The sequence below is a fragment of the Pseudomonas sp. TH39(2020) genome (assembly GCF_016650715.1).
GTDB classification, from domain to species: Bacteria; Pseudomonadota; Gammaproteobacteria; order Pseudomonadales; family Pseudomonadaceae; genus Aquipseudomonas; species Aquipseudomonas mandelii_C.
In genome coordinates this window covers 1,084,075-1,097,326 of sequence record NZ_JAEKFF010000007.1, presented here as the reverse complement: position 1 = coordinate 1,097,326, position 13,252 = coordinate 1,084,075, and the positions used below count along the sequence as shown (strand labels likewise).

At 60.6% G+C, this 13,252-nt stretch carries 17 protein-coding genes; 2 read left to right on the top strand and 15 right to left on the bottom strand.

What is annotated here, in order from left to right; all coding sequences use genetic code 11:
• Positions 1-30 precede the first annotated feature (30 nt).
• The 10 genes from JFU47_RS25475 to ccmA form a co-directional block, all read right to left on the bottom strand.
• Positions 31-435: a hypothetical protein gene (locus tag JFU47_RS25475; RefSeq protein ID WP_201186502.1), complete on the bottom strand. Its 405-nt coding sequence runs from the start codon at positions 433-435 to the stop codon at positions 31-33.
• Between the two features lie 14 nt (positions 436-449).
• Positions 450-1,652, bottom strand: coding sequence for a c-type cytochrome biogenesis protein CcmI (gene ccmI / locus JFU47_RS25470; RefSeq protein ID WP_201186500.1), 1,203 nt, complete (start codon positions 1,650-1,652; stop codon positions 450-452).
• The gene (locus JFU47_RS25465; RefSeq protein WP_008145552.1) at positions 1,645-2,118 is read right to left on the bottom strand and encodes a cytochrome c-type biogenesis protein; all 474 of its coding nucleotides are present in this window, start codon (positions 2,116-2,118) and stop codon (positions 1,645-1,647) included. Before JFU47_RS25465 ends, ccmI begins: the two co-directional genes overlap by 8 nt.
• Entirely contained in the window at positions 2,115-2,651 is a 537-nt protein-coding gene (locus tag JFU47_RS25460) for a DsbE family thiol:disulfide interchange protein (protein WP_140681943.1), read from the bottom strand. Before JFU47_RS25460 ends, JFU47_RS25465 begins: the two co-directional genes overlap by 4 nt.
• The gene (locus JFU47_RS25455; protein WP_201186491.1) at positions 2,648-4,636 is read right to left on the bottom strand and encodes a heme lyase CcmF/NrfE family subunit; all 1,989 of its coding nucleotides are present in this window, start codon (positions 4,634-4,636) and stop codon (positions 2,648-2,650) included. The genes JFU47_RS25460 and JFU47_RS25455 overlap by 4 nt, the downstream gene beginning before the upstream one ends.
• A 3-nt stretch (positions 4,637-4,639) precedes the next feature.
• Positions 4,640-5,095, bottom strand: a complete 456-nt coding sequence (gene ccmE, locus JFU47_RS25450) for a cytochrome c maturation protein CcmE (protein ID WP_056742064.1) — start codon at positions 5,093-5,095, stop codon at positions 4,640-4,642.
• Positions 5,092-5,268 (bottom strand): heme exporter protein CcmD, encoded by a 177-nt coding sequence (ccmD, locus tag JFU47_RS25445; protein ID WP_008145547.1) that lies wholly within the window; start codon positions 5,266-5,268, stop codon positions 5,092-5,094. The genes ccmE and ccmD overlap by 4 nt, the downstream gene beginning before the upstream one ends.
• Positions 5,265-6,020 carry a heme ABC transporter permease gene (locus JFU47_RS25440; protein WP_046054301.1) on the bottom strand — a complete coding sequence of 252 codons (756 nt, stop codon included), beginning with the start codon at positions 6,018-6,020 and terminating at the stop codon, positions 5,265-5,267. Before JFU47_RS25440 ends, ccmD begins: the two co-directional genes overlap by 4 nt.
• A gap of 93 nt (positions 6,021-6,113) precedes the next feature.
• Positions 6,114-6,782 carry a heme exporter protein CcmB gene (gene ccmB / locus JFU47_RS25435; RefSeq protein WP_008155797.1) on the bottom strand — a complete coding sequence of 223 codons (669 nt, stop codon included), beginning with the start codon at positions 6,780-6,782 and terminating at the stop codon, positions 6,114-6,116.
• Positions 6,779-7,414, bottom strand: a complete 636-nt coding sequence (ccmA, locus tag JFU47_RS25430) for a cytochrome c biogenesis heme-transporting ATPase CcmA (protein ID WP_007894233.1) — start codon at positions 7,412-7,414, stop codon at positions 6,779-6,781. Before ccmA ends, ccmB begins: the two co-directional genes overlap by 4 nt.
• A gap of 197 nt (positions 7,415-7,611) precedes the next feature.
• Here ccmA and fliK point away from each other — a divergent pair, with 197 nt between their 5' ends.
• Together fliK and JFU47_RS25420 are read left to right on the top strand one after the other, a co-directional pair.
• Positions 7,612-9,186, top strand: a complete 1,575-nt coding sequence (fliK, locus tag JFU47_RS25425) for a flagellar hook-length control protein FliK (protein ID WP_201186489.1) — start codon at positions 7,612-7,614, stop codon at positions 9,184-9,186.
• Positions 9,183-9,512: an EscU/YscU/HrcU family type III secretion system export apparatus switch protein gene (locus tag JFU47_RS25420; RefSeq protein WP_140681951.1), complete on the top strand. Its 330-nt coding sequence runs from the start codon at positions 9,183-9,185 to the stop codon at positions 9,510-9,512. Before fliK ends, JFU47_RS25420 begins: the two co-directional genes overlap by 4 nt.
• Positions 9,513-9,638: 126 nt before the next feature.
• On the opposite strand, the gene JFU47_RS25415 is transcribed toward JFU47_RS25420, so the two are convergent.
• The 5 genes from JFU47_RS25415 to motD form a co-directional block, all read right to left on the bottom strand.
• Positions 9,639-10,031, bottom strand: a complete 393-nt coding sequence (locus JFU47_RS25415) for a DUF2802 domain-containing protein (RefSeq protein ID WP_140681952.1) — start codon at positions 10,029-10,031, stop codon at positions 9,639-9,641.
• Positions 10,032-10,517 carry a chemotaxis protein CheW gene (locus JFU47_RS25410; RefSeq protein WP_010456928.1) on the bottom strand — a complete coding sequence of 162 codons (486 nt, stop codon included), beginning with the start codon at positions 10,515-10,517 and terminating at the stop codon, positions 10,032-10,034.
• Positions 10,518-10,605: 88 nt separating this feature from the next.
• Positions 10,606-11,493: a CheW domain-containing protein gene (locus tag JFU47_RS25405; protein ID WP_201186487.1), complete on the bottom strand. Its 888-nt coding sequence runs from the start codon at positions 11,491-11,493 to the stop codon at positions 10,606-10,608.
• 28 nt (positions 11,494-11,521) lie between these two features.
• On the bottom strand, positions 11,522-12,310 hold the full coding sequence (locus JFU47_RS25400; protein WP_140681956.1) for a ParA family protein: 789 nt from the start codon (positions 12,308-12,310) through the stop codon (positions 11,522-11,524).
• A gap of 43 nt (positions 12,311-12,353) precedes the next feature.
• Positions 12,354-13,244 (bottom strand): flagellar motor protein MotD, encoded by an 891-nt coding sequence (gene motD, locus JFU47_RS25395; RefSeq protein ID WP_008155811.1) that lies wholly within the window; start codon positions 13,242-13,244, stop codon positions 12,354-12,356.
• Positions 13,245-13,252: the final 8 nt, after the last annotated feature.

Here is a 13,252-nt window from a genome sequence, read left to right as displayed (position 1 = left end):
AAACGGCGATCCAAGGATCGCCGTTTCTGTTTACTGCCCGAATTGCCGCCCTAACCCGCCCGGCACGCCATGGATGTCGGTCTCTTCCCATGGCCCGTCCGGGCTGATCGATCGGCTCCAGCCGTTGTCCCAGCGATAGTACGTGCGCTGGCGGTAGAAGGTGTTGGTCTGATCATCGAGTACGTACACGCCGAGCTTGGCATCCCAATGGCTGTTGCCACCCGGTGGCGGCGCGAAGCTCGCGGAGGTACGTGGCAGCGGCTTGGCGGGCTTGGTCGGAATGCTTGGCTTGCCCGGTGTCGGTGTCGGGGACGGCGTCGGACGCGGCTGCGACGGCGGAATCGGTGGCAGCCGTTCAGGCTGCTGCGGTTGGACCACGCAAGCGCTTAACCCCAAAACCATACTGAGCAGGGTGATACGAGCGATGACGGTCATAGTGGCGTTTCCTGTCATTTGTCCGGGCTGTCGATGGTCAGTGTTTGCTGCGTCGTGGTGCTGCTGGCCAGAGGCTGGCTGCGACCGATCCATTCGCCGGCAGTGGGTTTGCCGGCGCGGGAGATGCGCGCAACCAGTTGGACTTCAGGGAAGTTCGACAGTTTCAACTGCGGCATCATTGCGTCGGCGTCGCCCAGTTCAACGGTCGCCGGCAAGTCGGCCACGGTCAGGCGCTTGGCGGCCAATGGCGCAGGAGGCCCTGCGGTGGCGCGGGCGAAGATGAATACGCTGTCGCCCGGCTGGACCTTGGCTTTCAGCTCTGGTGCCAGATCCACTCGCACCTTGAGCAGGGCCGCCACCTTGGCGGCGGGCGCCTGGGCCACCTTGCCGCCGCTGGCTTCGAGTTTCTCGGTAGCCCGAGTAATGCCGCCTTGCAGCGCGGCGCGGGAACTGTCCTCCGGTGGCAGTTGCACCAGCAGGCGATTCCAGTAGTCGATGGCGTCCTGATAACGCTGGCTTTCAAAGGCAGCAATACCGAGCAAGCCAAGACTGGTGACTTCTTTCGGATCGGCTTTGAGTGCTTCGTCGGTCAGGGCCTGAACCTTGTCAGACCACTTCTTGCCGTCGGCGAAGTACTGGGCCTGCGCCCATTGGCCCAACAGTTCCGGCTGACGACCGGCGAGGGTCACCGTGCGTTCGAAGATCTTCGCCGCATCGCCAGGGCGATCCTGAGCCATGTAAGTGCGACCGAGGAAATACAGGCCTTCGGCCGAATCCGGCTGAGCCGCGACCGCACGCTCCAGGCGACGGGTCATCTCTTCCATCGACTGTGGCGCCTGGGAGAACTCACGGGTCAGTTCGACCTTGTCGCTCGCCCCAAAATGCAGATACAGGCCAAGACCCAGCACCGGCACCAGAATCGCCGCCAGCAAGGGCCACGGTTTGCCCAGGCAGGACACGCGTGGTGCCTCGACGCCTTCAGTGTCGGCGAGCAATTCACGGGCGGCTTCGGCGCGACCGGTGTCCATTTGCGTGGCGTCGAGAACGCCCTCTTCCTGCTGAGTCTGCAACTCAGCCACGCGCTCCTGATACAGCGCGACGTTCAGGGCCGTACGATCCTCTTCAAGCTGGGCGCGACGACCACGCAGGACGGGAATCAGCAGAAAACTCAGGGCAACCAGAAGTAGCAGACCTGCAGCGAGCCAGAAATCAATCATTCTTGGTTTTATCCAACAGGTGGTCGAGGCGCTCACGCTCCTCGGCGGAAAGCTCATCCTTGGTGTCAGCGCGTTGCACGCGACGACGGCGGACGATCACGGCGATGATCACAAAACCGCCCAGCAGCAGGCCGGCAGGGCCGAACCAGAGCACAGCAGTCTTGGCGTTCAGAGCGGGTTTGTAGCGGACGAAATCACCGTAGCGGTCGACCATGAAATCGATGATCTGCTGGTTGTCCTTGCCCTCGCCGAGCATGCGAAAAATCTCTTTGCGCAGGTCAGCGGCGATCGGTGCATTGGAATCGGCAATGTCCTGATTCTGACACTTGGGGCAACGCAGCTCTTTGGTCAGCTCGCGAAAACGCTCGCGATCACCTTCTTTGGCGAACTCGTAGGTGTCGATGGCCGCGTGCGCCACGCCGGCCATGCTCAAACCCAATACCGCGGCGGCTATCCAGCGCTTCATGGCTTGGCCTCATCAACCAGCGCCTGATATTTGGCCGCCAGTTTTTCGCGCCAGACCTGTTCGTCGATCACGCCAACGAACTTGTCGCGGATGATGCCCTTGGCATCAATGAAGAAGGTTTCCGGAGCGCCGTACACACCCAGGTTCAAACCCAAAGTGCCTTCATCGTCACGGATGTCCAGCTGGTACGGGTTGTGGAATTCCACCAGCCACTTCAAGGCGTCAGCATTGACGTCCTTGTAGTTGATGCCGTAGATCACAACGCCCTTCTCGGCCAGTTTATTCAGCACCGGGTGCTCGACCCGGCAAGAGATGCACCAGGTGCCCCAGACATTAACCAGTGCCGGTTTACCCAGAATGTCGGCCTTGGTCAGGGTTTTGTCGCCCTGTACGGCCGGCAGGGAAAACTCCGGGAATGGCTTGTTGATCATCGCCGAAGGCAACTCGGCCGGGTCCAGGTACAGACCGCGGTAAAGGAAAACAGCCACCACCAGAAAAACCACCAACGGCAACAGCATCAACCAACGTCTCATGCCGTGGCTCCCGTCATGCCCAGTGCTTCACGCACACGGCTTTTTACCTTGACCCGGTAACGGCGATCCAGCGCCGCCAGCAACCCGCCCAAACCGGTGAGCAGACCACCGAACCAGATCCAGCGCACGAACGGTTTGACATGGACGCGAACGGCCCAGGCGCCATCGCCCAACGGTTCGCCGAGTGCGACATAGAGGTCGCGGGTGAAACCGGCGTCGATCCCGGCTTCGGTCATCACCGAGTTCTGCACGGTGTAGAGGCGTTTTTCCGGGTGCAACACGCTGACTTCCTTACCGTCGCGGATCACCCGGATGGTGCCCTTGTCAGAAGTGAAGTTCGGACCTTCGAAATGCTTGGCGCCTTCGAATACGAAGTGATAACCGGCCAGGTCCATGGACTCGCCCGGTGCCAGACGCAGGTCGCGCTCGGCACTGTTCTGGCTCGACAGCACGACGCCGAGGGCACACACGGCAATGCCGAGGTGAGCGACCTGCATGCCCCAATAACTGCGGGTCAGGGTCGGCAGACCTTTGATCAAGCCTTTGTGGCGAGTCTTGTCGAAGATGTCACGCACACCGGCCAGCAACACCCAGGCAGCGAGCATGAACGTCGCGATCACTGCCCAATTGAAATCGCCATAAGCGACACCGGCTACCACGGCCAGCGCGGCGCTGCCGAGCAACACCGGGGTCAGCATGCTCAACAGCCATTTGACCGGGGTGTCTTTCCAGCGCACCAACATGCCGACCGCCATCACCATCATCAGCAAAGCCATCAACGGAATGAACAGTGCGTTGAAGTACGGCGGGCCGACCGACAGCTTCGCGCCGGTCATGGCATCGAGGATCAGCGGATACAACGTGCCCAGCAGAATCATCGACGCCGCCACCACCAGCACCAGGTTGTTACCCAGCAGCAGGGTTTCCCGGGACCAGAGGTTGAAGCCAACGTGGCTCTTCACCACGGGAGCGCGCAGGGCGAACAACGTCAGCGAACCACCGACCACAAACAGCAGGAAGATCAGGATAAACACGCCGCGCTCAGGGTCGGACGCAAAGGCGTGAACCGAGGTCAGCACGCCGGAACGTACCAGGAACGTTCCGAGCAAGCTCAACGAGAAAGCAGCGATGGCCAGCAACACGGTCCAGCTCTTGAACACGCCACGTTTTTCCGTGACCGCCAAGGAGTGAATCAGCGCCGTACCCACCAGCCATGGCATGAAGGAGGCGTTTTCCACCGGGTCCCAGAACCACCAGCCGCCCCAACCGAGTTCGTAGTACGCCCACCACGAACCGAGGGTGATACCGATACCGAGGAAGGCCCAGGCGACGATGGTCCACGGACGGGACCAGCGAGCCCACGCCGCATCAAGACGACCACCCAGCAGCGCTGCGATGGCGAAAGCGAACGCCACGGAGAAACCGACATAGCCCATGTACAGCATCGGCGGATGAACGATCAGGCCGATGTCTTGCAGCAGTGGGTTGAGGTCACGACCGTCCGCAGGAATCTGCGGCAGGATCCGTGCAAACGGGTTGGACGTGAGGATCAGGAACAGCAGGAAACCGGTGCTGATCATGCCCATCACCGCCAGCACGCGAGCCAGCATCACTTGCGGCAACTGCCGGGAGAACACCGACACCGCGAAGGTCCAGCCGCCGAGAATCAAAGCCCACAGGAGCAACGAACCTTCGTGCGCGCCCCACACCGCGCTGAACTTGTAGTACCACGGCAACGCGCTGTTGGAGTTGCTGGCAACGTAGGCGACAGAGAAATCGTCGGCCATGAAGGCGTAAGTCAGGCAACCGAAGGAGAACAGCAGAAACGCAAATTGCCCCCAGGCAGCCGGTTGGGCGAGGCTCATCCACAAGCGGTCACCGCGCCAGGCACCGAACAACGGCACCACGGCCTGAACCAGCGCGAAGCACAGCGCCAGAATCATGGCCAGGTGGCCGAGTTCAGGAATATAGAGTCCGGACGTCATCGATCAACCCTCCTTCGCGGGCGTTGGAGCAGATTGACCACTGTCTTTCAAAGCCTTGGTCACTTCCGGCGGCATGTATTTTTCATCGTGCTTGGCCAGCACTTCGTCGGCCACCACCACGCCGTCGGCGTTGAGCTTGCCCAGGGCAACGATGCCCTGCCCTTCGCGGAACAGGTCCGGAAGGATGCCGCGGTAGCTGATGGTCACGGACTTACTGAAGTCGGTAACGACGAATTTCACGTCCAGCGAATCGCCGGAACGTTGCAGCGAACCTTTCTCGACCATGCCGCCGGCGCGGATGCGCGTGTCTTGCGGGGCTTCGCCGTTGGCGATCTGGGTCGGGGTGTAAAACAGATTGATGTTCTGCTGCAGGGCGCTCAGGGCCAGGCCGACAGCAGCGCCGACGCCGACCAGGATCGCTAGAATGATGATAAGACGCTTTTTGCGCAGCGGATTCACTTGCCGTTCTCCCGGCGCAGACGACGCGCCTCTTGTTGCAGATACCGCTTGCGGGCCAGGATTGGCGCCGCCACGTTGAGGGCCAGCACCGCCAGGCAAATGCCATAGGCTGACCAGACATACAGGGCATGATGGCCCATGGCGAGGAAGTCGCCGAATGAAGCAAAACTCATCGAGCGGCCTCCAGACTGTTCTGCACTTCGGCCTTGACCCAACTGGCGCGGGCTTCGCGCTTGAGCACTTCAAGACGCATGCGCAGCAGCAACACCGCGCCGAAGAAACAGTAGAAACCCAGCACCGTCAGCAGCAGTGGCAGCCACATCTCGGCGGGCATTGCCGGTTTTTCGGTGAGGGTGAACGTCGCGCCCTGGTGCAGGGTGTTCCACCACTCCACCGAGTATTTGATGATCGGGATGTTGATCACGCCGACAATCGCCAATACCGCGCAGGCCTTGGCGGCACTGTCACGATTGCTGATCGCGTTGCCCAGCGCAATAAGACCGAAGTACAGAAACAGCAGAATAAGCATGGACGTAAGTCGTGCATCCCAGACCCACCACGAACCCCAGGTCGGTTTGCCCCAGATCGCGCCGGTGACCAGCGCCACGGCGGTCATCCAGGCACCGATGGGCGCCGCGCATTGCAGGGCGACATCGGCCAGCTTCATCTTCCACACCAGCCCGACGATGCCACAGATCGCCAGCATCACGTAGATGGACTGGGCCAGCATGGCGGCCGGAACGTGGATATAAATGATGCGAAAGCTGTTGCCTTGCTGGTAGTCCGGCGGCGCGAAGGCCAGGCCCCACACGACACCAACGCTGATCAGCAGCAACGCCGCGACGCTCAGCCACGGCAGCAGTTTACCGCTGATGCCGTAAAACCATTTGGGCGAGCCGAGCTTATGAAACCAAGTCCAGTTCATTACTGTTTCCATCACGGTTGCTCTTCGCTATGAAGAGCCAAGGGTCCTGCCTTTCATCAAAAGAAGTGATCAACTTTTGACCAGGCCTCATTATTATTCGCCGACGCTGATCTTCAGGCCAGCAGCTATTGCAAAAGGTGTCAGGGTTATCGCCAGGGCGGTCAGGCTACCAAGCCACAGGAGATAACCGGTCGCCGGCATACCCTGCAATGCCGCCTGCAAGGCGCCACTGCCGAGAATCAACACCGGGATGTACAACGGCAGAATCAGCAGCGCCAGCAACAGGCCACCGCGCTTCAATCCCACCGTCAGGGCTGCGCCCACCGCACCGAGCAGGCTCAGCACCGGTGTACCCAGCAACAAAGAAAGCAGCAATACCGGCAGACAGGCGGTTGGCAAACCGAGCATCAATGCCAGTAATGGAGCGAGCAAAACCAGTGCCAGGCCAGAGAAGGACCAGTGTGCCAGTACCTTGGCCAAAACCAGAAGAGGCAGGGGGTGCGACGAAAGGACCCACTGTTCAAGCGATCCATCTTCGAAATCACTGCGGAAAAGCCCGTCCAGCGAGAGCAAAACCGATAAAAGGGCCGCTACCCAGACCAGTCCCGGAGACAAGGTTTGCAACAATTGAGACTCGGGTCCAACCGCCAACGGGAACAGGGAAACCACGATCGCGAAGAATACGAGCGGATTGGCCAACTCCGCCGGACGGCGGAACAACAATCGGGCTTCACGGGCGACCAACAGGCCGAAAACACTCATACGGCCCAGTTCCCCAGATCAATGTCGCGATAGCCGGCCGGCATCCGGGTCAGCGTGTGGTGAGTGGTCAAAACCACCATGCCACCGCGCTCGCAGTGTGCGGCCAGGTGTTCTTCGAGTTGCGCCACGCCTTGTTTGTCGAGCGCAGTGAACGGCTCATCGAGAATCCATAGCGGCGGGCTTTCCAGGTACAACCGCGCCAACGCGACCCGGCGTTGCTGCCCGGCAGACAGCGTATGGCAAGGAACATCCTCGAAGCCGCGCAGTCCGACAGCCGTCAGCGCCTGCCAGATCGCCTCATGGGAGGCCGGTTGATGCAAGGCGCAAAGCCAGCTCAGATTCTCTTCCGGCGTCAGCAAGTCCTTGATCCCGGCAGCATGGCCGATCCACAGCAGGTTACGCGCCAGCTCAAAGCGTTGCTCGTTCAATGGCTGGCCGTTGAGCAGCACCTGACCGGCAGTCGGCTGCATCAGCCCGCAAAGCAGACGTAAAAGGCTGGTTTTGCCACTGCCGTTGGGGCCGCTGATTTGCAACATTTCGCCACTGGCCAGTCTCAATTCGAGATTTTCGAAGAGCAGCCGAAGGTCTCGCTCACAGGCGAGGGCAACGGTTTGCAGGACAGGACTGGTCAAGAGATCACGGGCCTTTTGGGTTCAAGTCGGCAGTGGAGCGGCCGTTAAAGATATGCAGGATAAATGCATTGGCGGCCCGTTCTAAGGAGCTGGATCAAGTATTTGAAATGTTTTCAGCGCCCCGGATACAACGGGGCGGCATTATACATGCCATGCCCTACTCTAAAGAGGGCAATTTCCTCAGGTTGTGACCGCGTATGACAGGCGAAATGAACATCCTTCCGCTACCGCAAACCACGCCCGCGACTTCGCGACCGCTGGTGATGAGTGGCGACCTGCTGAAGTTACTGACGCCGATGGAGGGCCTGATCACTGCCGGCCAGACCGCCAAGGCCGAAGTGCTGTCGCTCAAGCAGGCGGATCAGACCTTTCAACTGTTGCTCAAGGTCACCCTCGACAGCGGCCGTCAGACCACGGTCCAGGCCACCAGCACCCAACCGTTGCCTCAGGGCACCAGCCTGGCGATCACTCAGCCGTCGGCGGGTAATCTGGCCGTCACCGTGCAACAGGCCATCGCTTCCAGCGTCGCCACCCTCACTCGTATCGACACGGCGCAATTGCCCATTGGCACCCTGTTGCAAGGCAAAGTGCTGACCTCTCAGGTGTTGCCGCAGGTGCCGGGCCAGCCGACGGTGTTTCGCTCGATGGTGAGCTTGCTCAACACCGCGTTGAGCGGCAGCACCCTGAACATCGACAGCCCGACGCCGTTGCGCATCGGCACTTTGCTGAGCGCGCTGGTGCAGGACACCCAGACATTGAAGTTCGTGCCATTGAGCAGCCGCCAGGAGCAATTGGCGGTGACCCAGCAATTGGTCAACCAACAGAGCCGCCAAGGTTCGCTGGATGGCCTGCTCAAGCTCCTGCAAAACCTACCGTCCTCGGACCAGACGTCCAGTGATCTGCGTGCCGCCGTCGACAGGTTGCTCGCCGGCCTGCCCGACGTTCAGCAACTCAGCACGCCAAAGGGGCTGGCCCAGGCACTGGCCAATAGCGGCCTGTTCCTTGAAGCCAAACTGCTCAGCGGTCAGAACCCGACATTGGCCCCGGACATGAAAGGCGATCTGCTCAAGCTGATCGCACAATTGACCCCAGGCCTGCCGGCCAACACCAATCTCAACGCGATCATTGCCGCCAACACACTGGCCCAGGCCATGCCGAACTTCGTGCGCAGCGCCCTCGGCATGCTCGGTCAGGTCAGCGCCAAACCGCAGCCTACCCGCTTCCCGCTGCCCGAGCGTTTGCTACAAAGCATGGACGGCGAAGGCGATCTCGAGCACTTGCTGCGTTTGGCAGCAGCGGCGGTTTCACGCCTGCAAAGCCATCAACTGTCGAGCCTGGAACAGACCGGCGTCACTGACGACGGACGGTTGATGAGCACCTGGCAACTGGAAATCCCGATGCGCAATCTGCAAGACATCGTGCCGCTGCAGGTCAAGTTCCAGCGCGAAGAAGCGCCCGAGAAGGAACCGCAAAACGAACGCCGCGACGAGCGCGAACCCAAACAACAATTGTGGCGAGTGGACCTGGCGTTTGACATGGAGCCCTTGGGCCCGTTGCAAATACAGGCACAACTGATCAAAGGCAGCCTGTCCAGCCAGCTGTGGGCTGAACGCCCCTACACCGCCAGCCTGATCGAAAGTCATCTGGCCGAACTGCGCCAACGGCTGCTGGCGTCCGGCCTGAATGTCGGCGACCTCGATTGCCATCTCGGCACACCGCCACAAGGCCCCCAAACCCGTCTCGAACAACGCTGGGTCGACGAAACCGCATGAAAAACCCCAACACCCCGCGCCAGGCCATTGCCCTCAAGTACGACGGCAGCCACGCCCCTACCCTCACGGCCAAAGGTGACGAAGCACTGGCCGAAGCCATTCTGAAGATTGCCCGCGAATGCGAAGTGCCGATCTACGAGAACCCCGAGCTGGTGAAGCTGCTGGCGCGGATGGAGTTGGGGGAGAGTATTCCGGAGGAGTTGTATCGCACGATTGCCGAGATTATTGCGTTTGCGTGGAATTTGAAGGGTAAGTTTCCGCAGGGGCAGGATCCGGATGCGCCGATGGTCGAGAAGGACGTTACCGAACGCGGGGATGACTACTGATTGATCGTTCCCACGCTCTGCGTGGGAATGCAGCCCGTGACGCTCTGCGTCACAGTTCAAGAGCGGAACGCGGAGCGTCCCAAGAGGCATTCCCACGCAGAGCGTGGGAACGATCTTTGGCAGGCATCAGTTCTTGTGCAACTTACTCATCAACTCCGCCTCAGCCTGGGTCAACCCGCAGGACTGAGTCAGTTCATCGACGCTCGCGCCCATACCGACCAGTTTTGCCGCCTGTGCAAACGACAGGCTCGACGGGTCGCGCTGTTCCAGCTGAGCCAGTTTGTCCGGCAACGGGCCAACCACCGCGCGCAGTTCGTGCAGGTCTTCACCCATGCGCACGTTGCCGCTCTGGTAGTTGTCGACGCGTTTGGCCAGGTCCTTGATGCGCTGATCGCGCAGCGCATCGCCCTGGGCCTGTTGCGCGGCGATCAGTCGTTGGCCTCGTACGTACGCCAGAAACATCGCCAGCGTGCCTGCCCAAAACAGGAACAGGACAATGACTGCAACCTCAAGAATCAATCAGATGTTCTCCAGATCCGACCATTCTTCTTCGCTCATCATCTTGTCCAGCTCGACCAGGATCAGCAGTTCGTTGTTCTTGTTGCACACGCCTTGAATGAACTTGGCGGATTCTTCGTTACCGACGTTCGGCGCGGTCTCGATTTCCGACTGACGCAGGTAAACCACTTCGGCCACGCTGTCGACCATGATCCCGACGACTTGCTTATCGGCTTCGATGATGACGATACGGGTGTTGTCGCTGATCTCGGCATTCATCAGGCCGAAGCGCTGACGGGTGTCGATCACGGTGACCACGTTACCGCGCAGGTTGATGATGCCCAGTACGTAGCTCGGGGCACCCGGCACCGGGGCGATTTCGGTGTAGCGCAGGACCTCCTGAACGCGCATCACGTTGATGCCGTAGGTTTCATTGTCCAGCTTGAAGGTTACCCATTGCAGGATCGGATCTTCGGAACCTTTTGCATTCGTCGCTTGACTACTCATACCCTGACCCCTCGAAAAACCGCTTCTGGCGGTGTGTGTTCTGTTGGCGGCATTCAACAATGCCGTCGCATACTTGTTATGTCGGCAGCTATGTCGGTTTGTGTAGCGGCTTGCTGCCGCCCATGTGCTTTGCCCCGCCACTGGCGATCAACTCGGCCAGGGCGGATACGTCCAGCAGTGCACACATGTGCTCAATCACCGTGCCGGCGAGCCATGGCCGCTGACCTCGATGACTTCTCCATTTGATTTCGTTAGGGTCCAGGCGCAACGAGCGGCTGACCTGATGCACCGCCAGCCCCCATTCGTAGCCCTGAACCGAAATAACGTATTGCAGGCCCTGGCGGAAATCGTCGCGGTAACGGTCGGGCATGACCCAACGCGCGGTGTCCAGTACTTTCAGGTTGCCGGCCTGGCTCGGCAGGATCCCGAGGAACCACTCCGGCTGACCGAACAGCGGTGTCAGCTCGTGACCGGCCAAAGAATAAATCGAGCCCAGACACACCAGCGGCACCGCCAGGGTCAGCCCGGCGACATCGAACAACAGGCATTCGAATGGCTCGGCGGCCCAAGACGGGCGACCATCGGTTTCCACGGGTGGTGGCGTGTTGCTCGGTGGCAGGTGGACTTCGACCACCGGTGGCACCAAGGCTTGCAGCAGCGGGGCGATGGTCGAGATCGATGCGAGAACCGGCGCTGGTGCTTCGATCACGGCTACCGGTGCTTTCTCGACGACTGGCGCTGCTGCGGGCGCGGCGACGGCGCCAGGTTTTTGCGCATCCCGGGCCTGTTCTTCGAGCACCGCAGCCTGGAACTCGTCCAGCGCTGCCTCAACCTCGACCGCTTCGACAACTTCAATGACTTCAACCAGTGCTTCGACTTCCAGCGGCAACTCTTCAGTCGCCTCCATCAGCAAGCTGTCCAGATAAGACTGGAGCGCCAACTGCGGACGCGAGGTGACCTTCACCGGCCGGTTCATGCGCGCACCACCGTAGGTATTGGGTTCATCAGGCCACCGCCGGGGCGAGTTGTGCGGCCAACAGGTGCTTGAGCAATGCGCGGTAGGCGAGAACCCCACGGCTCTTGCCGTCGAACTGCGAAGGCGTCACACCAGCACGGCTGGCGTCGCGCAAGCGGGTATCGACCGGAATGTAGCCCTGCCAGATTTCTTCCGGGTACTTGTCGCGCAACACCCGAAGCGTGCTGAGAGAAGCCTGCGTGCGGCGGTCGAACAGGGTCGGCACGATGCTGAAGGGCAGCGCCTGTTTGCGCGAACGGTTGATCATCGCCAGTGTATTGACCATGCGTTCGAGGCCTTTGACCGCCAGGTGTTCGGTCTGCACCGGGATCACCAATTGCTGGCTCGCCGCCAAGGCATTGACCATCAGCACGCCGAGCAACGGCGGACTGTCGATCACGGCGTAATCGAAGTCCTGCCAAAGTTGCGCCAGGCTCTTGGCAATCACCAGGCCCAGGCCGCTCTGCCCCGGCGACTGGCGCTCGAGGGTCGCGAGTGCGGTGCTCGACGGCAACAGGGAAATACTCTCGTGGCTGGTGGGCAACAACAACTGGCCGGGCAAGCCTTGCGGCACACTGCCCTTGTGCAGGAACAGGTCGTAGCTGCTGTGCTCCAGGCTGTCGGGGTCGTAACCGAAGTAGCTGGTCATGGAGCCGTGGGGGTCGAGATCGACCACAACCACACGCTTGCCCGCCTCGGCCAGTAAACCGGCTAAAGCGATAGAGGAAGTGGTTTTACCAACACCACCCTTTTGATTGGCAACGGCCCAGACTCTCATTCGGATTGTTCCTCCCGGTCGAAATCGTCGACCGAGAAATAGCTCAACGTATTAATGCGGGTGACGGAGAATTGACGGCACTCTCTCGTCCCGGCGACTTGACCGGGGTCGGTGCAGTTTGTGTGCCAGCACGCTTCAACGCGGCATCCGGTTTCGCATTAGCGGTTCCGGTACCGGTAAGGCTGCGGCGCACATCGAGATTTCGTGACACCACCAGCACCACGCGACGGTTACGCGCCCGCCCCTCGGCAGTCGCGTTGTTGGCCACTGGCTGGAACTCGCCGTAACCCACCGACGCCAAGCGACCGGGGTTCACACCCTGCATCGCCAGCATGCGCACGATGCTCGCCGACCGGGCCGAGGACAGCTCCCAGTTGGTGGGGTATTGCGCGGTGCGAATCGGTTGATCGTCAGTGAAACCTTCGACGTGAATCGGGTTGTCGAACGGCTTCAGAATCGCGGCAACCTTGTCGATGATGTTGAACGCGATGTCGCTGGGCATGGCGTCGCCGCTGCCGAACAACAGGCTGGAATTGAGTTCGATCTCGACCCACAGCTCGTTGCCGCGAATGGTCATCTGGTTGGAGCTGATCAAGTCGCCGAACGCGGCGCTGATGTCGTCGGCGATGCTTTTGAGCGGATCACTGGCACCCGCGATACCGGCGTCGACCTGCTCGGCGTCTTTAACCAGCGGCTTGGCCGGGGTCACGGTCTTCGGTCGCTCGTCACCGATCGGGATCGGCTTGAGGGCGCGGTCGGAGTCGGTAAAGACCCCGATCAACGCTTCGGAAATAACCTTGTACTTGCCTTCGTTGATCGAAGAGATCGAGTACATCACCACGAAGAAAGCAAAAAGCAAGGTGATGAAGTCCGCGTAGGACACCAGCCAGCGCTCGTGATTAACGTGTTCTTCAGGTTGGCGACGACGTGCCATGGTCCATG